The sequence below is a fragment of the Cellulosimicrobium sp. JZ28 genome (assembly GCF_015327065.1).
Classification (GTDB): Bacteria; Actinomycetota; Actinomycetes; order Actinomycetales; family Cellulomonadaceae; genus Cellulosimicrobium; species Cellulosimicrobium funkei.
In genome coordinates, this window is the sequence record NZ_CP017660.1 from 1,931,684 (window position 1) to 1,952,687 (window position 21,004).

The following is a 21,004-nucleotide window of genomic DNA, read 5'->3' on the forward strand; positions in this document are numbered from 1 at the left end:
GCGTCAGGCCGCGCGGCCCGACGACGGCGCGTCCCCCGGCCACGGCTCCGCGGGCTCGCGCGGGTCGTCGGGCAGGAGCGTGCCGAGCCACGCGTCGCGTCGCTCGCCGCGCTGCAGCGCGAAGCCGCGCACCGTGCCCTCGACCCGGAACCCGAGGCGCCACGCGGTCCGGCGCGAGGGCCAGTTGCCGACGTACGCCTGCCAGAAGAGCCGCGCGAGACCCGCCCCCTCCGGGTCGAACGCCCAGTCGACGACGAGGCGGCCCGCGGCCGTCATGAGGCCCCGGCCCCGGGCGCCGGGGGCGGTCCAGTAGCCGATCTCGGCCGACCGCCGTCCCTCGGGCGCGTCGTCGAGGCTGAGGCCGATCATGCCGAGGAGCGGGCTCACGCCGTCGGGGCCGGGGATGCCCGAGCGGCCCGCGCTCTCGCGCACGCCCCACGTGAGGACGTCCCCGCGCTCCCACCCGGGACCGACGTACTCCTGCACGAACTGCACCGCGTCCGCGCGCGTGTACGGCGACGGCACCACCGTCCACGCGGCGACGTCCGGGTCCTGGCACGCGGCCGTGATCGCATCGACGTCGTCGAGGGTCGGGGTGGACAGGTGGACGCGGCCGTCGTCGAGGGCGAAGGGGTGCACCCGCCCGAGCCTGGCACGCCGTGCCGCGCGGCGTCACCCGGACTCGCCGCCCGGGTGATCGCAGCGACGGCCGCTCTCGACCGTGCCCGGACCCGCGTGGGTCACCGGCGCAGGGCGTCCTCCACGGGCGTCCACGGCAGGTCGTGCGCGGCGGCCACCGCCGCGTTGAGCAGCGCGCCGCGGTGGGTGGACGCCCCCGACCGCAGGAGCGGGACCTCCCGCAGCGCGTCGACCCCGCCGTCCGCGAGCGCCGCGAGGTACGGGAGCGTCGCGCTGGTCAGCGCGAGCGTGCTCGTCACGGGAACCGCGCCGGGCATGTTCGCGACGCAGTAGAACGTGGTGCCGTGGACGGCGAAGGTCGGGTCGTCGTGGGTCGTGGGCCGCGACCCCTCGAAGCACCCGCCCTGGTCCACGGCGACGTCCACGAGCACGGCGCCGGGCCGCATCCGCGCGACGAGGTCGTCGGTGACGAGGCGCGGGGCGCGCGCCCCCGCGACGAGCACGGCGCCGACGACGAGGTCGGCCTCCAGCACCTCGCGCTCGATCGCGTACGCGCTCGACACCACGGTGCGCACGTGCCCGGAGAACTCTCGGTCGACGGCGCGCAGCACGGGCAGCGCGAGGTCGACCACCGTGACCTCGGCGCGCATGCCCACGGCGATCTCGGCGGCGTGGCGCCCCGCGGTGCCGCCCCCGAGCACGACGACCCGACCGGGTCGCGTCCCGGGCACGCCGCCGAGCAGGACGCCGCGGCCGCCTGCCGGGCGCTGGAGGAGCCACGCGCCGACCTGGGTCGCCATGCGTCCGGCGACCTCGCTCATGGGCGCCAGGAGCGGGAGGGTGCCGTCCGGGGCCTGGGCGGTCTCGTAGGCGACGGCGGTGGTGCCGGCGTCGAGCAGGGCGCGCGTGCACGCCGCGTCGGCGGCGAGGTGGAGGTAGGCGAAGAGCAGCAGGTCGTCGCGCAGGAAGCGGTGCTCGCTCGCGACCGGCTCCTTGACCTTGCAGACGAGCTCCGCCTCGCCCCAGACCTCCTCGGCGGTCGGCACGATGCGCGCCCCCGCGCTCTCGAACTCTGCGTCGGGCAGGTGGGAGCCGGTCCCGGCCCCGGACTGGACGAGCACGTCGTGCCCGGCCCGCACGAGGTGGTGCGCGCCGGCGGGGGTGAGCGCGACGCGGTCCTCGTGGTTCTTGACCTCGGTGGGTATCCCGATCCTCATGGTCCAGTGTGGCCGCAGGCGGCCGTCGTGCGCAGGGTGGCAGGATCTTGTGCCTGCGTGTCTTGACTGCCACTCGTCCGGCCCCGCCGTCGTTGCCAGGGTGGGCGGGTGGACCCGACGACCTCCCGCACGACAGCCCGGCCCGCCCCGACGCGCGGCGCGGCCTCCCGCTCCGGACGGGATCTGCCCACCAGCCCGCTCGACCGGGCCCCGGCCCCGACCCCGGCGGGCACGCTGGGCCTCGCGCGCGGCAGCGCGCTGTACGTCGCGAGCGTCCTCGGGACCGGCGTCCTCGCCCTGCCGGGCCTCGCGACGCGCGTCGCCGGGCCTGCGTCCGTGCTCGCCGTCGCGCTCGTCCTCGTGGCGAGCGTGCCGCTCGCGGGGACGTTCGCCGCGCTCGCCGCACGGCACCCGGACCGGGGCGGGGTCGCGAGCGCCGTGCGCGCGGCGCTCGGCCCGACGGCGGCCCGCGCCACCGGGTACTGGTTCTTCCTCGGCGTGTGCGCGGGCGTCCCCGTCGTCGCGGTGCTCGGGGCCGAGTACGTCGTCGCCGTCGTCGGGGCGGACCGCGCCGTCGTCCCGGTCGTGGCGGTCGCGCTGGTCGTCGTGCCGGCACTCGCCGTCGCGCTCGGCGTGCGTGTGGCCGGCGCCGTCCAGCTCGGCCTGACGACGCTTCTGCTCGCGGCCGTCGTCGTGGTCGTCGCAGCGGCGGCGCCGGCGGCGAGCGCCGAGCGCTTCACGCCGTTCCTCAGCGAGGGGTGGTCCGGCGTGGGCTCCGCCGTGAGCCTGTTCGTGTGGGCGTTCGCGGGGTGGGAGGTCGGCACGCACGTCTCGGCCGACTTCCGCGACCCGCGGCGCACGATCCCCGCCGCGACGGGCGTGGCGCTCGTCGTGGTCGGCGTCGCGTACCTGACGCTCCAGGTCACGACGGTCGGGGTGCTCGGCACGGACGCGGGGACGGGGACGGTCGCGCTCCTCGACCTCGCGCGCGTAGGCGCACCCGGGGCGGGTCCGGTGCTCGTGAGCGTCGTCGCCGCGGTCGTCACGTCCGGGGTGCTCACCGCGTATCTTGCCGCGTTCGCGAACCTCGGGCAGGCGCTCGCCCGGGACGCGCGCTGGCCGTCACGCTCGCGCTCGCGACGGGCTACCTCGCGGTGCCCGTCGCCACGGGGCTTGACCTCGAGCCGTTCGTCCGGGTCCACACGAGCAGCATGGTGGCCGTCTACGCGCTGGGCATGGTGGCGGCGCTGCGCCTGCTCCCCCGACGCTCTCCCGGGTGGTGGCTCGCCGCGGTCGCGACGGCCCTGACGGCGGTGCTGCTGCTCCTCGCGGGGGCGTCGCTCGTCGCGCCGGCGCTGCTCGCCGCGGCCGCGGTCGTGGTGACGCTCGTCCGCCGCGGCGCCGGGCGCGCACGAGCCGACGGCCGGTCGGCCGGGCCCGAGGCCGGCTGACCGAGCCGCGCGGAAATCGCCCGGGCGGCCCGTTCCCCGCGTCCGCGCTCTCCGCTACGGTCGACGCCATGCCCACGTGGACGGACCCCGGCCCGGTGGAGTTCGACGCCGTGGTGGTCGCCGCCGGGACACGGTCGGGAGCGTTCGTCGCGCTCCCCGTCGACGTCCTCGACCTGTTCGGGACGCGCGGCCGGGTCCCCGTGCTCGCGGCGGTCGACGACGTGGCGTACCACGCGTCCCTCGTCGCCTACGGCGGCCCGCACCTGCTCGCCGTGCTCCGGTCCGTGCGAGCCGCGACCGGCAAGGACGTCGGGGACACCGTGCACGTCTCGGTCCGGCTCGACGCGGGGGTCTCCGCCGTCCCGCGGTGATCCCTCCCGGCCGCCCGGGCAGGGACGGCGCGAGGTCAGCTCGTCGCGCCCTCCGGGGGCGGCGTGACGCCCGGGCCGACGTCCCCGAGGGCGATCTCCTTCGCCGTCGGCAGCTCGTCCTCCATCGGTGGGTCCTTGTGCCGCAGGTGCGAGAACACCGACCACGCGACCGCGACGAGCGGCACCGACACGACCGCGCCGAGGATCCCGGCCAGCAGCGTGCCCGCCGTCACGGCGATCGCGACCACCACCGGGTGGAGCGACACCTGCTTGCCCATGACGAGCGGCTGCAGCACGTGGCCCTCGAACTGCCCGATGAGCGCGATGCCGATCGTCACGATCAGCGCGATGAGGAAGCCCTTGGCCGCGAGCGCGACGATCGCGGCGATGATCATCGCGAGCGGGGCGCCGATGATCGGGATGAACGCCCCGATGAACACGAGGACGGCGAGCGGGGCCGCGAGCGGCACGCCGAGGATCGCGAGGAAGATCCCCGCGAGGATGCCGTCGACGAGCGCGATGATCACCGTGCCGCGCGCGTAGCCGGAGAAGGTGTACCAGCCGGCGCCGCCCGCGATCTTCCAGCTGTCGCGCGAGCGCGACGGGAGCTGGTTGAGGAACCACGTCCACATGTCCTTGCCGCGGGCGAGGAAGAACACCGTGCAGAAGATCGCGAGCGCGATCGCCGCGAACGCCTCGAAGACCGAGCCCGCGCTCGCCGCGGCCTGGCTCGCGATGTCGCCGCCGTGCTCCGTCAGCCACTGGCGCCCGTTGTCGATCCAGCCGTTGACGTCGTCCGCGGTGATCGTGACCGGCAGCGGGCCGTTCTCGAGGAAGTCGAAGATCTGCTCGATGCCCTGGTCGAACTGCTCCGCGAGGCTCTGCCACTGGCCCGCGACCGACGTGATGACGTACGTCAGCAGGCCCGCGAAGAAGAGCAGGGCCGTGAGGATCGCGAGCCCCGTGGCCAGGCCGCGCGGCATGATCCTGCTGTAGAAGTCGGTCACCGGTCGCAGCACGGACGTGATGACGAGCGCGAGGAAGACCGCCACGAACACGAGCTGCACCTGCGCGGTCGCGAAGAAGACGAGCGCGACGGCCGCGACGATCATGAGCAGGCGCCACGACCAGCCGGCCGTCGTGCGCAGCCAGGCGGGGACCGTCTCGTCGTACCCCACCACCGACGGGTTGCGACGCGCCCCGGCGACCTTGCGCGCCGCGCTCGACGCCCCGGCGAGGTGCTTGACCGACGCCGCCGAGCGGTCGGAGCCGGAGCCCGGCCGAGGTGTCGGTGCCGGGCCTGCTGCGGGTCGCTGCTCGTCCGTCACGCGTGCCTCCGTCGCGTCGTGGCCACCATCCGCCCAGTCTGCCCCAGGTCGTCCCCGCACGCCGGGCGCCGCGCACGGCCTCGCCCGAGGTCACGTCGAGGTCGCGGTCGAGGTCGCGGTCGAGGTCGCGGCCCTGGTCCGGGCCGTGACGGCGATGTGAGGACCACCCCCGAACCGTGCTATGTTTTTCCCCGCACCCGAACGGCGGAAACGCCGGGAAGGTCCACTCGTCCGGGTGGCGGAATGGCAGACGCGCTAGCTTGAGGTGCTAGTGCCCTTTATCGGGCGTGGGGGTTCAAGTCCCCCTCCGGACACCATGATCGAGGCCCCTGGCCTGCGGAGACGCAGACCAGGGGCCTTCGTCGTCCCCGGGGCACACACCAGTCCCCTGGCGCGCACGTGGTGTCAGCGCCCCGGCGGGAGGACGACGTCGTCGCCCGAGGTGAGGATCGTCACGGCCTCGTCCGCAGGCAGGCCGGGCACGACGACGACGCTCGTCGACGGCGCGGTGTCGAGGGTGCAGGGGCGCTCGTCGGTGCCCGCCCGGCGACCGAGGCGGAAGCTCAGCGCGCGCTCCTCGGCGTCCCACGTGTAGTCGACCGGGACGAGCGGGCACGAGCTCGACCCGAACGTCACGACGTTCACGGTCTGCGGCTCGCCGCCGCGCGCGTAGCCGACGGCCGGGGTCTCGGCGTCGGACCACGGGTGCACCTCGCCGCCCTCGGCGGGCAGCCCGAGATACGTGCGGTCCGCGACGGACGGGTCGATGGGGTCGGTGGCCGCCGCGCACGCGACGAGGGCGACCGCCACGCCGATGCTCAGCACCGAGGTGCCGACGAGACGGGCCGTGCGGACGAGGACGGGCAGCTGCGGGTCGATGGCGGGCATGGTGCTCACGCTCGTCCTGAGGCGCCCCGTCCCGGATCGGTCGAACGCGCCGTCCCGACCCGCCCCGGGGCCTCAGCGCGCGCCGCACCTCCTCAGCCCCGGGTGCTCCGAGCCTGAGGTGCCTGAGCACCGGAGGGGCCGCGCCCCACGCGTCGGCTCACGCCGTGACGTTGGCGCTGTCGCCGCCGGTGACCGCGAGGCTCGTGCCGCTGATCATGGACGCCTCCGGCGAGGCGAGGAAGACGACGGCCGGAGCGACGTCCTCCGGCGCGAGCCACGGCACCCCGAGGGGGAGCTTGCTCGCCAGCCCGGCGGCGGCCGCCCGCTCGTCGCGGGCGACGTCGCCGGTGGGCGCCTTCCCCGACGACTCCAGGGCCTGGGCGTACCGCTCCTCGTGGCGCGTCAGGGCGGTGTCGATCAGGCCGGGGATCACGGCGTTGACGGTGATCCCGTGGGGGCCGAGGTCGAGCGCCGCGGACTTCATGAGCCCGATGAGCCCCCACTTGGAGGCCGAGTACGCGCTGCCCTCGAGCGTGCCGTGCTGCCCCTGGGTCGACGAGGTGAGGATGATCCGCCCGCCGCCGCGCTCGACGAGCAGCGGCGCCGCGGCGCGCAGCACGTTCGCGGCGCCGGTGAGGTTGACGTCGATCGTGTCGTGCCAGAGCTCGTCGCTCATGTCGAGGACCGAGGCGAAGCCCTGGATCCCGGCGTTGGCGAACACGACGTCGAGGCCGCCGAACCGCTCGACGACCTCCCCGAGCGCCGCGCGCACGGCAGCGAGGTCGCGCTGGTCGGCGACCAGCGGCAGCCACGACGCCCCGGCCTCCTCCACGAGCTCGCCGGTCCGCGCGAGGTCGGCCGGGCTCGCGGGCTCGTACTCGAGCGCGCGGCTCGCGACGGCCGCGATGTCGAGGCCGGCGACCCGGTAGCCCGCCCGCGCGAACGCGACCGCCGTCGCGCGCCCGATCCCGCGCGCCGCGCCGGTGACCACGACCACTCGTCCCTGGCTCATCCCGCTCTCCCTCCGAGGGTGCCGTCCCGCGAGGCTAGCCGCGGGACCGAGGGCTGGCAGCCGGAGCACGGCTGACGCGCCCGGGGAGCCCGTCGGGCGCGTCAGCGTGGCGCCCCGGCGTCGTGGCGGCGGGCCAGGGCGAGCGTCGTCGTGCCCACCGCGACGAGGAGGCCCGCCAGCAGCAGGCCGGCCGCACCGGACCACGACCGCACGACGACGGCGCCGACGGCCGCGCCCGTGCCCATCGCGAGCACGGCCCCCGCGCGTCGGGCCGCGCCCTCTCCGGAACCGCCCGCGAGCGGGCTGCTGAGGGCGAGGTTCACGAGCGTCGTGGTGACGACGACGGTCGAGACGTCCTGGACGTGGGCGCCCCGCACGGCGACCGCCTGGGCGCCCATCACGAGCGCGAGGGCGGCGGTGAGGGCCAGGACCGCGGGCGTGGGCAGGCGCCCGACGGCGAGCCACAGCGCGCCGCCCGCGACCACGAGCACCGCTCCCCCGGCGAGCACGCCGAGCGCGCGCCGCGGCATCCGCGCGTCGTCGGCGCGCCCGCGGAGCAGCGCCCCGCACAGGGCGGCGCCGAGGACGAAGGCGACGAGCGCGACGACGTTGTTGAGCAGCGGGATCCCGCCCGCACCGGCGGCGGCGAACCCGACGAAGAGCACGTTGCCCGTCATGTTGCCGGTGAACACCTGGTCGAGCGCGAGGTAGCTCACCGCGTCGACGACGCCCGTCGCCACGGTCAGGACGAGCAGGCCGGCCACGTACGGCCGGTCGCGCGGGTCGGTCATCGTCCGACCGTACGGGCCCGGTCCGGCCGCGGCGCGTCGGCCGGGCGCCGCCCCGAGCCCGCGTGCGGCGTCACGCGCCGGCCGCGCGGTCCTCCACGTCGTCCGCCGGACGGTCGGCGATGACGACGGCGTCGTCGACGAAGCGGGGACGGCAGGCGAACCAGCCGGCCACGACCCCGGGGACGGCGGTCGCGGCGAGCACGACGAGCGGGACGGACCACGAGCCGGTCGCCTCGCGCAGCAGGCCGAGCCCGAGGGGCCCGAAGCAGGCGATCCCGTACCCGATGCCCTGGACGAAGCCGGACACGGCCGACGCCGCCTGGGCCGTCCGCGTGCGCCGGTTGATGAGCGTCATGCACAGGGGGAAGGTGCTCACCCCGATGCCGAGGGCGCACACCCACACCACCGTGCCGTCGAGCGGGGAGAGCAGGAGGCCCAGGTACCCGGCGACGAGCACCACCGAGCACGCGACCACGACGACGAACGGGTTGGTCATCCGGGTGGCGACCTGGGGCACCACCAGCGCCGCGAGCACGCCCCACGCCGAGTACAGCGCGACCATGGAACCACCGAGCGCCGCGCTGCCACCGGCGTCGGTGAGGACGGCCGGCACCCACGTGATGATCGCGTAGTTGGACAGCGACATCATGGCGAAGAGGCCGACGAGGCCCCACGCGGTGGACGACCGGCCCACCCGGAGGCGCGCGCCGGCCGCCGCGACGGGTGCGGGCGCGTGGTGGGCGGCGGGCAGCCGGAGCGCGAGCAGGAGCCAGACGACGGCGGCCACGGCGGCGGGCCCGGCCCAGAGCCCCACGGACAGGCGCCAGCTGCTCGCCTCGGCGACCGGCACCGCGAGCAGCGGGGCGACGAACTGCCCCGTCTGCATGAGGAGGAGGTAGAGCGAGGTCCACAGCGCGAGTCGGTCGGAGAACCAGGCCTTCACCAGCGGCACGATGACGACGTTGGCCGCCCCGATGCCCGCGAGCGCGAGCACCGTCGACAGGACGAGCACGGTCGTCGTCGGGGAGGCCGCGCGCAGCACGAGGGACAGCGCGGTGAGGCCCAGCGCCACGGTGGCCGTGCGCTCGAGCCCGAACCGCCGCGTGACCGCGGGCGCGAGGAAGCCGAACACGGCGAACGACGCCGCGGGGACCGTGCCGAGCAGGCCCGCGACGGCGACACCGAACCCGAGGTCGGCGCCCACCGTCTCCAGCAGCGGGGTGAACCCGGTCACGGCCGTCCGGAGGTTGAGGGCCGTCAGCGCGACGGCGAGACCCGCCCAGAGAGTGAGGCGTCCGGGGCGCACGCGGGGCCGGGAGGGAGAGAGGGTCGTCACGCTACACTCCACACTGAGGTCGGCGGATGATGGGATCATGGGATGAATCTGGAGCAGTCTGGCACAGGCGGACCGATGCGTCGAGTAGGCCTCATCGACCAGGCCGCGGCGCGCTTCCGGGACGAGATCGTCTCGGGTCGCTGGGCGGTCGGCGAACGGATCCCCACGGAGGCCGCGCTCGTGGCGGAGTTCGGCGTCGGGCGCAACACCGTGCGCGAGGCGCTGCAGTCTCTCGTGCACGCCGGGCTGCTGCGCCGCGAGCAGGGCCGCGGCACGTTCGTCATCTCGAGCTCCGAGCTGACCGGCACCCTGGAGCGCCAGCTCGCAGGCGGCAGCCGCCGCCACTACCTCGAGCTCCGGCTCGCCCTCGACAGCACCGCCGCCTCGCTCGCCGCGGCGAGCCGCTCGGACGACGACGTCGAGCACCTGCGCGAGCTCCGCGACCGGCGTGAGGCGGCCTGGGAGGCCGACGACCGCGACGCCCGCGCGCGCGCCGACCTCGACCTGCACCGCGCGATCGTCGCCGCGACGCACAACCCGCTCTACGTCACGCTCTACTCGAGCATGCTCGACGTCTTCACCGTGCACATGCGCGACGAGGAGAACGAGGACGACGAGGCGGCGCACCGCCACCACCACGAGCTGGTCGAGGCCGTCGCGCGGCAGGACGCCGCCGGCGCCGCCGCAGCGGTCGCCGCCATCTTCGGCCCGTTCCTGCCGGGAGCGGACGCCGCGCCCTCCCCGGTCCGGTGAGGCACGGCACCCGGCCGGGCGGCAGGACGCGCCGGGACAGCGAGAGGCCCCGTCGTGTGGAGCGACGGGGCCTCTCGATCCGCTGTCTCATTCGGATCCCGCCGGCGCTCTCACGCCGGAAGCATGCCCCCGAGCCTACCGCTCCCGCGCGGACCCGGGTGCCGTAGCGTCGGGGCGTGACCGCGACCACGCCCGGCGACGACCGGGCGGAGCTCCTCTGGCTGCCCGTCGGGGCGGGGGGCCACGTCGTCCGCCGCACGAGCGCCGCGTGGGAGCGCGCCGCCGCGCTGCTCGCGCGGCGGCGTCCCCGCCCGCTGTTCCACGCGGCGCTGGGACTGCGCTGCGACGGGGTGCCGTACGTCGTCGAGATGACCCCCGCGTGGGGCGGCCCGGTGTGCGACCGGGGCGTCGTCGTGACCGGCCCCGTGGGTCTGCGGCCGCTGGGCCGCTCCCGCTGGTTCCGGTACGAGGTGCGCTGCTGGGCGCACGGCGCCATCCCCGACCGGGAGCACGCCGTCGGGCCACCCGTCGTCGTCACGCGCGACGCCGCCGCGGTCGTGCGGATCCTGCGGGCCGTGCGTGGCGTCCCGCCGCTCACGTGGGGTCGGCGGCCGCCCGGCGGGGGCGAGATGTGGAACTCGAACTCGCTCGTCGCGTGGTCCCTCGCCCGGGCACGACTCGCGACCGACCACGTCCCCCCGGGCGGCGGGCGCGCACCGGGATGGGACGCGGGCGTCCGGATGGCCGCAAGGACCGCCACCGCCTGACCGTCGTCGTGCCCGCCCGCGCCGCGCCCCGTCCCCCGGGCAGGACCGTCCCACCTGGGCATGCTCGTCCCACCCCGGCACGACCTCCTCCTCCCCGAGGAGGAGGCGGGAGGGTCGCGGATCTCGGCCGACCGCCCGAGCCGGGGCCCCGCAGGCGTCCGTAGCGTCGACGACGGCGGTGCCCGACGACCGGGCCCGCGGACGACGGGAGGACCGATGATCCAGGTGGAGGCGCTGACGAAGCGCTACGGACCCACGACGGCGGTGGACGGGCTGACGTTCACGGCGCGGCCCGGGACCGTGACGGGCTTCCTCGGCCCGAACGGTGCCGGGAAGTCCACGACGATGCGCGTCGTCGTCGGGCTGGAGCGCCCGACCTCCGGCACGGCGACCGTGGACGGCCGCCGGTACGCGGACCTGCCGGCGCCCCTGCGCGCGGTCGGGGTCATGCTCGACGCGCGCTCCGTGCACCCGGGCCGCACGGCGTTCCGCCACCTGACGGCGCTCGCCCGCACCCACGGGATCGGGCGGGCGCGCGTGGACGAGGTGATCGGGATGACCGGCCTCGAGAGCGTCGCGGGGCGACGCGCGGGCACGTTCTCGCTCGGGATGGGCCAGCGTCTCGGCATCGCGGGCGCGCTCCTCGGCGACCCCGGGACGCTCGTCCTCGACGAGCCCGTCAACGGCCTGGACCCCGACGGCGTGCTGTGGGTGCGCGGGCTCGTGCGCGGTCTCGCGGCGGAGGGCCGCGCGGTGCTGCTGTCGTCGCACCTCATGCACGAGCTCGCGCTGTGCGCCGACCGCGTCGTCGTCATCGGCCAGGGCCGGTTGCTCGCCGACGCGCCGGTGCAGGAGCTCGCGGGCGAGGCGGGCTCGCTCGAGGAGGCCTACCTGCGGCTCACCGCCGACGCCGTCCAGTACCGCGGCCGTGCCGCGGGCGAGACCGGTCTGGCGTCGGCCGGAGGTGCCCGATGACCGCCCCCACCGCACCGACCGCGTCGTCGCGGCGTGCGCACCCGGCAGGACCCCGGCCCGCGAGCGCCGCTGGTCCCACGCTCCCCCGCGCCGTCGCCGCCGAGTGGACGAGGCTGACGAGCCTGCGCTCGTCGTGGTGGGCGGCCGCGCTCACCGTCGTCGTCTCGGCCGTGCTGACGTACCTCTCGGCCCAGGCGTCGTCCGTGGACCCGGGGTTCGACCCGCTCGGCTCCCTCACGTCGGGCCTCCTGCTGGCCCAGGTGCCGCCGCTCGTCCTGGGCGTCCTCGTCGGGACGGGCGAGTACAGCACGGGCACGTTCCGCACGACGTTCGTCGCCGAGCCGCGGCGCTGGCCCGTGCTCGTGGGGCAGACGGCGGCGACGGCCGCGTTCGCACTGCTCACCGCGGTGCTCGCGGTCGGGGCGGCTGTGCTCGCGCTGCTGCCGTCGGCCCGTGCGCGCGGCCTCGCGCTCGACCTCGGCCGGGACGGCACGCCGCAGGTCCTCGTCGGGATGACGCTCCTGCTCGCCGGCATGGCGCTGCTCGGCCTCGCGATCGGCGCGCTCGTGCGGCGGCCCGTCCCCGCGCTCACCGCGGCGGTGCTCGTCGTGCTCGTGCTGCCGGTCGCGCTCGTGCTGGCGGCCGACCTGTCGGGCGACCCGCTCGCGGCACCCGCGGGCGTCTCGTCGGCGCAGGCGGCGGTGAACACGGTCGTCACGTTCCTGCCCACCGGGGCGGCGTCCCTGCTCACGGGCGAGGGCCCGGTCGAGGGCGCACCCGACCTGGGTGCCGTCGGCGGAGGGCTCGTCCTCGCGGCGTGGGTCCTCGTCCCGCTCGCCCTGGCCGCCGCCCGCCTGCGCACGCGGGACGTGGTCTGACGTGGCCGCGACGATCCCCCCGACGACCCCGGCGCCGACCCGCACCGCGCCCGCGCCCGACCGGCCGCAGGTGAGCCTGCCCCGGGTGCTCGCGGCGGAGTGGGACAAGCTGACGAGCCTGCGCTCGACGGCCTGGCTCGCGCTCGCGACCGTCGCCGCGGCGGCGGGGACGGCATGGGCGCTGGGCGCGTTCGCCCGGCCCGACGCCGGGTCCTCCGGGGCGCCGCTCGCCGTCGCAGGGTCCGTGCTCGCCCAGCTCGGCTTCCTCGTGCTCGGCGCGTGCGTCGGCGCCGGCGAGTTCCGGACCGGCACCGCGCGCGTGACGTTCGCCGCGGTCCCCCGCCGCCTGCCCGTGCTCGCGGCGCAGGCGCTCGTGACGACGGCGGCCGCGCTCGCCGTCGCCGTGCTCGCGCTGGGCGCGGCGCTCGCCGCGACCGCCGGGCAGCGCGCGGACGCCGCGCTCGTGCTCGACCTCGCGGACGGCGAGACGCTGCGCGTGCTGGCGGGATTCGTGCTCTACCTGACCGGGGTCGCCCTCGTGGGCCTGGGCCTGGGGGCGCTCGTGCGGCGGCCGGACGGGGCGCTCGTCGGCGGGGTCGTGCTGCTCGTCGTGCTCGACCACGTGCTCGCGACGAACCCGGGACGCGTCGCGGACACGGCGCGCGCCCTCCTGCCCGGAGCGGGCGCTCGCCTGCTGCAGGACGACGCCCGGCTCGCCGCCCTCGACGCGACGACCCTGGGACCGCACCTCGGCACGTGGGGCGGGGGTCTCGTCCTCGCGGCGTGGGCCGCCGCGCTGCTCGCGGCGGCGGCGTACCGGTTGCGGCGCCATGACGTCGTCTGACGCACCGCGCGACGGCCGATGGGAGAGTAGGCCCGTGCCCTCGTCGCCCCTCGCCCTCCCGTCCGCACCCGGGGCGCACGACGGCGGCCCGCGCGCCGAGCCCGACGTGCGGCGGCGCGGCGCCGTCGGCCGCGTCCTGGCGCGGCACCCGTGGGCGACCGACCTCGCGCTCGCGGGCGCGGTCGCGCTGCTCGGGCTCGTCACCGCGGCGGTCGCGCTCACGACGGTCGAGGGGTCCACCGGGCTGGGGCTGTTCCGCCCCGACGAGCCCGTCGCCCAGGTGGTCGTCGCGGCCTGGCTCGTCGGGGCCGCCCTCGGGGCGGGCCTGCTCCTGGTCCGGCGGTCGCGCCCGCTGACCGTGACGGCGGCCCTCACCGTCCTGGCTGTCGCGTCGCTCGCGACGGCGGGCGTGCTCGGGGTGCTCGGCGTGTGCCTCGCGTGCGCGGTGCACACCGTGGCCGCCGAGCGCGCGCCCCGCACGGCGTGGATCGTGTGCGGGGCGGTGCTCGCCGTCGTCGTGGCGGCGCTGTGGTGGTGGCAGGACATCGGCCTCGCCGAGATGCTGCTGTGGAGCGACCCGATCGTCCTGCCGGACGGCGACCCGGTGCGCGACCTCGCGCAGCCGCCCTTCTCCCCCGGCCGGCGCTCCGTGTCGGTCCTCCTCCTGCTCGCGCTCCTGCTGCTGGGGATGGCGACGGGATCGGGAGCACGGGCACGACGGCTGCACGACGAGGACCTCGTCGCGCGCTACCGCGCCATGGCGCGCGACCGCGACCAGAGCGCGGCGCTCGCCCGGGCCGCCGAGCGGGCGCGGATCGCGCGCGAGATGCACGACGTCGTCGCGCACAGCGTGTCCGTGATGGTCGCGCTGTCCGACGGCGCGGGCGCGGCGCTCGACCGGGCGCCGGACCGCTCGCGCGAGGCCCTGCACGAGCTGTCCCGCACGGGACGGGACGCGCTGGCCGACATGCAGCGCGTCCTCGGCGCGCTCGACCCCGAGGAGGGCGGCGACGGGGCGGGCACCCCGGTCGAGCCGACCGGGACGGACCTCACGGCCGTCGTCGCACGGTTCCGCGCGGCGGGCGTGCCCGTCGCCGCGAGCGGCCTCGACGTCGCGCTGCCTGCGGACACGTCGCTGCGGCTCGGGGCCGTGCGCATCGTGCAGGAGGCCCTGACCAACGTGCTGCGGCACGCGCCCGGGACGCCCGCGGCCGAGGTCGAGGTGCGGCGCACCGCGCACGCGGTCGAGATCGACGTCCGGGACGAGGGCGGAACGCGTCCGGCGGCCGGCGGCGGGACCGGGCGCGGGATCGTGGGCATGCGCGAGCGCGCCGCGCTGCTCGGCGGCGTCGTCGAGGCGGGGCCGCGACCGGGCGGCGGCTGGGCGGTGCACGTGGTCCTGCCCTGCGACCCGGGCGAGGTCGGGGCCCGGAGCGCGCCCGAGCAGGAGCACCCGCACCGCGACGTGCACGACGACGAGGGAGGACGACCGTGACGACCGTGCTGCTCGTCGACGACCAGGCGCTGCTGCGGATGGGCTTCCGGCTCGTCATCGAGTCCGAGCCCGACCTCGAGGTGGTGGGCGAGGCCTCCGACGGACGCGTCGCGCTCGCCCAGGTCGCGGCCCTCGCCCCCGACGTCGTCGTCATGGACGTCCGGATGCCCGGCATGGACGGCATCGAGGCGACCCGGCGCGTCGTCGCCGAGCAACCCGGGACGCGCGTGCTCGTGCTCACGACGTTCGACGTGGACGAGTACGCGTTCGCGGCGCTGCGCGCCGGGGCGAGCGGGTTCCTGCTGAAGAACGCGCGCCCGCACGAGCTCGTCGAGGCGATCCGCACCGTCGCGGCAGGCAGCTCGGTCGTCGCGCCCCGCGTGCTGCGCCGCATGCTCGACCTCTTCGCGCCGCACCTGCCCGCGGGCGAGCAGCCGGCCGTCGACGACGGCCTCGACCCCCGGCTGCGCTCCCTCACGCCGCGCGAGCTCGACGTCCTGCGGTGCGTGGCCGAGGGTATGTCGAACGCCGAGATCGCCGACCGCCTCGTGCTGTCCGCGACGACCGTGAAGACGCACGTCGGCAACCTGCTGGCCAAGCTGGGCGTGCGCGACCGGGTGCAGGCCGTGATCGTCGCGTACGAGAGCGGGCTCGTGGGGTCGCGCGGCTGAGGCCCGGGCGGCACGCGCGTCGAGCGCGGGCGTCGGCGGCACGTCGCGCACCGGTGCCGCGCCGCCGCGGGGCGTTCACCCCCGCCGGGTGAGGACCCCGCCCGAGCCCGCTGCGACGGTGGGACGAGCGCCCGAGAGGAGCCGAGGATGACGGCTGCACCGATCCCCCGACAGCAGGCACCGGCCCCCACGGGCCCCTGGCACACGGCACCGCCCGAGGCGGTGTGCGCGGCGCTCGACGTCGACCCGGCCGTCGGGCTGACGTCCGCGCAGGTCACCGAGCGGCGCGCGCGCTACGGGCCGAACGCGCTCGCGCAGGAGCGCAAGGAACGGCCGTGGCAGGCGTTCCTGCGCCAGTACCGCGACCTCATGCAGCTCGTCCTCGTCGGCGCGGCCGTCGTGAGCATCATCGCGCTCGGGGACGTGACGACCGGCGTCGTCGTGCTCGCCCTCACCGTCCTCAACGCGCTCATGGGCCTGCACCAGGAGGGCAAGGCGGCCCAGAGCGTCGCCGCGCTCCAGCAGATGCTCGTCATGACGGCCACCGTGCGCCGCGACGGGCGCCAGGAGCAGGTTCCCGCCGAGGAGCTCGTGCCGGGCGACGTCGTCGGGTTCGAGGCGGGCGGCAAGATCCCCGCGGACGGGCGGCTGCTCGTCGCCGCCTCGCTCGAGATCGAGGAGGCCGGGCTCACGGGCGAGAGCACGCCCGTCGCGAAGGGCGTCGCGGCGGTCACGGCGGACGACGCCCCGCTCGGCGACCGCACCGACATGGCGTACATGAACTCCCAGGTCACGCGCGGGCGCGGCGAGATGGTCGTCACCGCGACGGGCATGACGACCGAGGTGGGCCGCATCTCCGGGATGCTCAGCGGGGTCGAGCAGGACAGGTCGCCGCTCACGCGCCAGCTCGACCGCATCACGGTGATCATCACGGTCATGGCGGCGGTCGCCCTCGTCGTGGTCGTCGTGCTGGGGCTCGTGCGCGGCGAGGACTTCGACAGCCTCTTCGTGGTCGGGATCAGCCTGGCGATCGCCGCGATCCCGACGGGGCTGCCCGCCGTCGTGACGATGCTCCTGTCGCTCGGCACGCGCCGCCTCGCCGAGGAGGGCGCGATCGTCAAGCGGCTCAAGTCCGTCGAGACGCTCGGGTCGACGTCGGCGATCTGCTCCGACAAGACCGGGACGCTCACGCTCAACCAGATGACGGCGCGCCGGCTCGTGCTCGCCGGGCGCCGGTTCTCCGTCGACGGCGAGGGCTACTCCACGACCGGCCGCATCCTCGCGGCGGCCGGGTCGACCGACGTCCCGCTCGAACCCGTCGCGCTCCCCCTGGCGCTCGCGAGCGACGCCGTCGTGCGCGACGGCGAGTGCATCGGCGACCCCACGGAGGGCGCGGTCGTCGTCCTCGCGGCGAAGGCCGGGCTCGACGTCGAGGAGACGCGCGCCGAGCACCCGCGCGTCGCGGAGGTCCCGTTCGACGCCGCGTACAAGCTCATGGCGACGTTCCACGAGATCGACGGCGAGCTCGTGTGCTTCGTCAAGGGCGCCCCGGACGTGCTGCTCGCCCGCTCGGCCCGGTACCTCACGGCCGACGGAGGGTCGGCGCCCCTCGACGACGCGGGCCGCGCGCGCGTCCTCGCGGAGAACGACGCGCTCGCGGGCGAGGGCATGCGGGTGCTGGCCGTCGCACGGCGCACCGTCGCGCGCGACGAGCTCGCGGGTGACCTGCTCGACGCGGTGCGCGACCTCGAGCTCCTCGCGCTCGTCGGGATCGTGGACCCCCCGCGCCGCGAGGCGCGCGACGCCATCGCCGAGTGCCGCGACGCCGGGATCCGCGTGCGGATGATCACGGGCGACCACGTCACCACGGCCGCGGCGATCGCCGGGCAGCTCGGGATCGAGGGGCGCGCGCTCACGGGCGCCGAGTTCGCCGCGATGTCCGACGCGCAGCTCGAGGCGGAGGTCGGCGAGATCGGCGTGGTCGCGCGCGTGGCGCCGGAGGACAAGGTGCGGCTCGTCGACGTGCTCAAGCGCAAGGGCGACGTGGTCGCGATGACGGGCGACGGCGTGAACGACGCCCCCGCCCTGACGCGCGCGGACATCGGCGTCGCGATGGGGATCACGGGCACCGAGGTGACGAAGGACGCCGCCGAGATGATCCTCACTGACGACAACTTCGCCACGATCGTGGCGGCGGTCGAGGGCGGCCGCGGCCTCTACGACAACCTCATGAAGTACATCCGCTTCCAGATGGTCGTCCTCGTCGGGTTCATCCTCACGTTCGTCGGCGCGGGCATCTTTACCGTGGCCGGGGGCACCCCGCTCACGCCGCTGCAGATCCTGTGGGTCAACTTCGCGATCGACGTGCTGCTCGCCGTCGGTCTCGGCTTCGACGCCGCGACGCCCGGCCTCATGCGGCGTCGACCCCGCCCACCCACGGAGCCGGTCATCGGGCGCGCGCTCGGCGTGCGGCTCGCCGTCGGGGGCGTGCTCATCGCCGTCGGCACGCTCGTCGCCGTCGCGTGGGGCGAGGCCGACGCCGACCTCGCGGTCGCGACGACGATGGGCCTCACCGCGATGTCGCTCCTGCACGTCGTCGCCGCGCTCGAGTGGCGCGACCCGCGGGCGAGCATCCTGTCGTCCGAGACGCTCGCGAACGGCCGCTTCGTCGTGCTCCTGCTCGCGTCGCTCGGGCTCACGTTCCTCGTCACGACGCTCGACGGGCTGCAGCGGATCTTCGGCACCGTCGACCTCGACGGAGGCCAGTGGGGGGTGTGCGCGCTCGTCGCGCTCGCCTTCCTCGTCCTCGTCGAGCTCGGGAAGCTCGTGCTGCGCACGATGGACCGGCGTCGCGCCTGAGCGCGTCTCCTCGGAAGACCCGTCAAGGCACGACGCCGAGCTCGCGGCCGCGCCGCACCGCCTCGCGCCGCGAGCCGACGCCGAGCTTGCGGTAGACCGACTTCAGGTGCGCCTTGACGGTGTTGACCGACACGAAGAGGTCGGCGGCCACCTCGGCGTTGCTCGCCATCGACGGCAGGACGGCGAGGACCGCGAGCTCGCGCTCGGTGAGCGGCTCGACGAGCGGGACCGGCTCCGGTGCCCGGCCCGGTGCGTCCAGGTGGGTGCGCAGCAGCGCGGCGAGCGCGTCGTCGCGGCGCGCGACCGCGCGCGCGAGCGGCTCGTCGAGCTCGGTGCCCCGGACGGCGAGGAACGGCCGGACGACCCGCTCCGCGGCGGCCAGGTCGAGGGCTCGCCCGAGCGAGGCGTCGACGCGGCGCGTGCCCGCCCGGGCGAGCGCGGACGCCTCGACGAGCGCCGCCTCCACCCGCACGACGACGTCCGCCTCCACCCCCGGCGCGTCCCCGAGGCCGGCCACGGCACGCTCCGCCGCCCCGGTGCGGCCCGCCGCGAGGAGCTCGCGCGCACCGCAGACCGCGACGACCGCGGCGCTCCCGAGGCGTTCGCGCGCGAGGCGCGCCCCGAGCGCCGGGCCCGTGCCGTCGTCGACCAGACGCGCGGCCGCCGTGGCGCGCACCCACAGGTCCGCGAGCACGGGGGGCGTCGCGGACCGCCCCAGGGCGCGGTCCGCGGCGACGAGCGCCTGCCGCGCGGCGCGCGCGTGCCCGCGGTCCGCGGCGACGAGCGCCTGCAACAGCCGCACGGCCGCCTCGGACGCGGGCTCGCGCCCGCCGGCGTCCGCCGCGAGGGCGTGCGCGAGGTGCCGGTCGAGCCCGTCGTCCGACGCCCGGAGATACCGCACCCACGCGCGCGCCGCGTGCGCGGGCCGCACGTGCGCGTACCCGTCCCAGCCGCGGCGCTCCGCCTCGACGAGCACCTCGCGCGCGGCGGCGTCCCCCACGTCGAGCCGACCGGCCGCGACGGCGAGGAGCGCCGCGGCGGCGCGCGCCCCGAGGACGTAGAGCTGCGGGGCGCGCCACGACCGGCCACCAGGGGCGGCGAGCGTCCCCGACGTCGTCTCCCCCGCCGGCTCGGGGCCGACCGCGCACCACGCGAGGCCCGCCGCGCGGTGCGCCCGCGCGAGGCCCCGGTACGTCTCGAGGGCGGGGAACGGGTACGGCACCGCGTCCGCCGCGGCGAGCGCGGCGCCCGCGGCCGTCGCAAGGGCCCGCACGTCGCCCGTCGACCGCGCGGCGGACGCGGCGAGCAGCTCGAGGAGCACGGCGGCGGCGGGGTCGGCCACCGGGTCGGCGGCCGGGGCGAGGAGGTCGCGCGCCCGCGCGACGTGGAGCCGGACGGCGTCGAACCGCTCGTCGACGGTCGCGAGCGCGCCCGCGCACAGGTGCAGGCGGGCATCGGGCCGCAGGGTCGCGTACGGCACGCGCCGCAGGACCTGGGCGACGGTCTCGCGGTGCGGCCCCGCGAGCTCCGCCGCCGCGCCCTCGACGAACACCTCGCCGAGCAGCCGCCAGTCCTCCGCGGCCGCCGCGTGCTCCAGGGCGCGCAGCGCCTGCCCGTCCTGCGCGAACCAGCGGGCCGCGGCCTGGTGCGCCTCGCGCAGCCCCGCCGCGTCCTCGGTGCGCAGCTGGTGCAGGAGCATCTCGCGCAGCAGCGGGTGGTAGCGGTACCAGGTGCGCCGGCCGCCCGACGTCATGACGAAACCGTCCGCCGCGGCGAGGCCGGGGAGCAGCCGGTCCGTCGGCGCCCCCGGGTCGAGGACGGCCGCGAGGTCGGGGCACACCGCCGACGCCACGCTCGTGCGCAGGAGGAAGCGCCGGGCCTCGGGCCCCTGGCTGTCGAGGACCTCGGCGAGGAGGAACTCCGCCGCCGAGCGGGCGGCGCGCGCCCGGCTCGTCGCGTCGTGCTCCTCGACGCGCAGCCGCACCCCGACGGCCCAGCCGCCGGTCTCGCCGACGACGCGCCCGGCGTCGTCCGCCGCCAGGTCGCGTCCCTGCGCCGTCGCCAGCGCCGCCACCGCGGGGGCGTCGAACGCGAGCTCGGCGGCACCGACCTCCGTCATCTCGCCCTGCGCGCGCAGGCGCTGCAGACGCAGGAGCGGGTCGACGCGGGTGAGGACCACGAGGTGCAGGGGCAGCCGGTAGCGCAGGAGGTCGTCCACCGTCGCCGCGACCTCGGCGCACGCGGCGTGGTGGAAGTCGTCGAGCACGAGGACCACCGGCTCGGGCAGCGCCTCGATCGCGGCGAGCACGCGGCGCAGGAGGGCGGGCGTGAGGCGCGGCGGCACGACGAGGGTCTCGAGCGGGTGCCCCGCGGGCACCGCCCCGGCCGCCCGCAGCGCCGCGAGCATGTCGGCCCAGAAGGCCGCCGGCTTGTCGTCGAACGGCTCGAGCGTCAGCCACGCGACCCGCGGGCCGGTGCCGCCGCGCGCCCACCGCGCCGCGACGGTCGTCTTCCCCCAGCCCGGGCCCGCCGACACGAGGGTGAGGCGGCGCGTGGCCGCCGCCGCGACGAGCGCCTCGACCTCCGGGCGGCCCACCGTGGACGGTGGCAGCTCGGGGACGGTGGTGCGGGCGCGCGAGGTCCCGGAGGCGTCCGTGGCGTGCGTCACGTCCTCCCGCTCGGCACGCGGCTCGACCGAGGCCATGGGGGCAGGGTATTCCCGGGGCCCC

General features: G+C 76.8%; 19 protein-coding genes and 1 tRNA gene. 12 read left to right on the forward strand and 8 right to left on the reverse strand.

What is annotated here, in order from left to right; genetic code table 11:
* Positions 1–3: 3 nt before the first annotated feature.
* Positions 4–639: a GNAT family N-acetyltransferase gene (locus BJP59_RS08890; RefSeq protein WP_194522751.1), complete on the reverse strand. Its 636-nt coding sequence runs from the start codon at positions 637–639 to the stop codon at positions 4–6.
* A 101-nt stretch (positions 640–740) separates the two neighbouring features.
* The gene (gene ald, locus BJP59_RS08895) at positions 741–1,856 is read right to left on the reverse strand and encodes an alanine dehydrogenase (protein ID WP_175009790.1); all 1,116 of its coding nucleotides are present in this window, start codon (positions 1,854–1,856) and stop codon (positions 741–743) included.
* A 108-nt stretch (positions 1,857–1,964) separates the two neighbouring features.
* Here ald and BJP59_RS08900 point away from each other — a divergent pair, with 108 nt between their 5' ends.
* The 3 genes from BJP59_RS08900 to BJP59_RS08905 all read left to right on the forward strand — a co-directional run bounded on the left by BJP59_RS08900 (position 1,965) and on the right by BJP59_RS08905 (position 3,678).
* Entirely contained in the window at positions 1,965–3,164 is a 1,200-nt protein-coding gene (locus BJP59_RS08900) for an APC family permease (protein ID WP_228485356.1), read from the forward strand.
* A gap of 5 nt (positions 3,165–3,169) precedes the next feature.
* Positions 3,170–3,307, forward strand: coding sequence for a hypothetical protein (locus BJP59_RS19750; RefSeq protein WP_228485357.1), 138 nt, complete (start codon positions 3,170–3,172; stop codon positions 3,305–3,307).
* Between the two features lie 68 nt (positions 3,308–3,375).
* Positions 3,376–3,678, forward strand: coding sequence for a DUF1905 domain-containing protein (locus BJP59_RS08905; protein ID WP_081896040.1), 303 nt, complete (start codon positions 3,376–3,378; stop codon positions 3,676–3,678).
* Between the two features lie 35 nt (positions 3,679–3,713).
* On the opposite strand, the gene BJP59_RS08910 is transcribed toward BJP59_RS08905, so the two are convergent.
* Positions 3,714–4,859: an AI-2E family transporter gene (locus BJP59_RS08910; protein ID WP_378223161.1), complete on the reverse strand. Its 1,146-nt coding sequence runs from the start codon at positions 4,857–4,859 to the stop codon at positions 3,714–3,716.
* 376 nt (positions 4,860–5,235) lie between these two features.
* Here BJP59_RS08910 and BJP59_RS08915 point away from each other — a divergent pair.
* Positions 5,236–5,323 (forward strand) — tRNA-Leu (locus tag BJP59_RS08915).
* A gap of 88 nt (positions 5,324–5,411) precedes the next feature.
* Here the strand turns inward: BJP59_RS08915 and BJP59_RS08920 are convergent.
* The 4 genes from BJP59_RS08920 to BJP59_RS08935 all read right to left on the reverse strand — a co-directional run bounded on the left by BJP59_RS08920 (position 5,412) and on the right by BJP59_RS08935 (position 9,033).
* Positions 5,412–5,903, reverse strand: coding sequence for a hypothetical protein (locus tag BJP59_RS08920; protein ID WP_194522752.1), 492 nt, complete (start codon positions 5,901–5,903; stop codon positions 5,412–5,414).
* 148 nt (positions 5,904–6,051) lie between these two features.
* On the reverse strand, positions 6,052–6,906 hold the full coding sequence (locus tag BJP59_RS08925; protein ID WP_194522753.1) for an SDR family NAD(P)-dependent oxidoreductase: 855 nt from the start codon (positions 6,904–6,906) through the stop codon (positions 6,052–6,054).
* 101 nt (positions 6,907–7,007) lie between these two features.
* Positions 7,008–7,697: a YoaK family protein gene (locus tag BJP59_RS08930; RefSeq protein ID WP_194522754.1), complete on the reverse strand. Its 690-nt coding sequence runs from the start codon at positions 7,695–7,697 to the stop codon at positions 7,008–7,010.
* A 70-nt stretch (positions 7,698–7,767) separates the two neighbouring features.
* A complete protein-coding gene (locus BJP59_RS08935; RefSeq protein WP_194522755.1) occupies positions 7,768–9,033 on the reverse strand; it encodes an MFS transporter in 1,266 nt (421 codons plus the stop codon).
* A gap of 75 nt (positions 9,034–9,108) precedes the next feature.
* Here BJP59_RS08935 and BJP59_RS08940 point away from each other — a divergent pair, with 75 nt between their 5' ends.
* The 8 genes from BJP59_RS08940 to BJP59_RS08975 all read left to right on the forward strand — a co-directional run bounded on the left by BJP59_RS08940 (position 9,109) and on the right by BJP59_RS08975 (position 18,275).
* Positions 9,109–9,786 (forward strand): FadR/GntR family transcriptional regulator, encoded by a 678-nt coding sequence (locus BJP59_RS08940; protein ID WP_043652628.1) that lies wholly within the window; start codon positions 9,109–9,111, stop codon positions 9,784–9,786.
* A 176-nt stretch (positions 9,787–9,962) separates the two neighbouring features.
* Positions 9,963–10,553, forward strand: a complete 591-nt coding sequence (locus tag BJP59_RS08945) for a hypothetical protein (protein ID WP_194522756.1) — start codon at positions 9,963–9,965, stop codon at positions 10,551–10,553.
* 216 nt (positions 10,554–10,769) lie between these two features.
* Entirely contained in the window at positions 10,770–11,528 is a 759-nt protein-coding gene (locus tag BJP59_RS08950) for an ABC transporter ATP-binding protein (RefSeq protein ID WP_086150538.1), read from the forward strand.
* The gene (locus tag BJP59_RS08955; protein WP_194522757.1) at positions 11,525–12,406 is read left to right on the forward strand and encodes an ABC transporter permease subunit; all 882 of its coding nucleotides are present in this window, start codon (positions 11,525–11,527) and stop codon (positions 12,404–12,406) included. The genes BJP59_RS08950 and BJP59_RS08955 overlap by 4 nt, the downstream gene beginning before the upstream one ends.
* A 1-nt stretch (position 12,407) precedes the next feature.
* Positions 12,408–13,250, forward strand: coding sequence for a hypothetical protein (locus BJP59_RS08960; protein WP_228485358.1), 843 nt, complete (start codon positions 12,408–12,410; stop codon positions 13,248–13,250).
* 34 nt (positions 13,251–13,284) lie between these two features.
* Positions 13,285–14,745, forward strand: coding sequence for a sensor histidine kinase (locus tag BJP59_RS08965; RefSeq protein WP_228485359.1), 1,461 nt, complete (start codon positions 13,285–13,287; stop codon positions 14,743–14,745).
* On the forward strand, positions 14,742–15,416 hold the full coding sequence (locus tag BJP59_RS08970) for a response regulator (RefSeq protein WP_194522759.1): 675 nt from the start codon (positions 14,742–14,744) through the stop codon (positions 15,414–15,416). The genes BJP59_RS08965 and BJP59_RS08970 overlap by 4 nt, the downstream gene beginning before the upstream one ends.
* Positions 15,417–15,563: 147 nt before the next feature.
* Positions 15,564–18,275: a cation-translocating P-type ATPase gene (locus tag BJP59_RS08975; RefSeq protein WP_194522760.1), complete on the forward strand. Its 2,712-nt coding sequence runs from the start codon at positions 15,564–15,566 to the stop codon at positions 18,273–18,275.
* 22 nt (positions 18,276–18,297) lie between these two features.
* Here BJP59_RS08975 and BJP59_RS08980 read toward each other — a convergent pair whose 3' ends face one another.
* Complete coding sequence (locus tag BJP59_RS08980; protein WP_194522761.1) at positions 18,298–20,979, reverse strand: LuxR C-terminal-related transcriptional regulator; 2,682 nt, start codon at positions 20,977–20,979, stop codon at positions 18,298–18,300.
* Positions 20,980–21,004 lie beyond the last annotated feature (25 nt).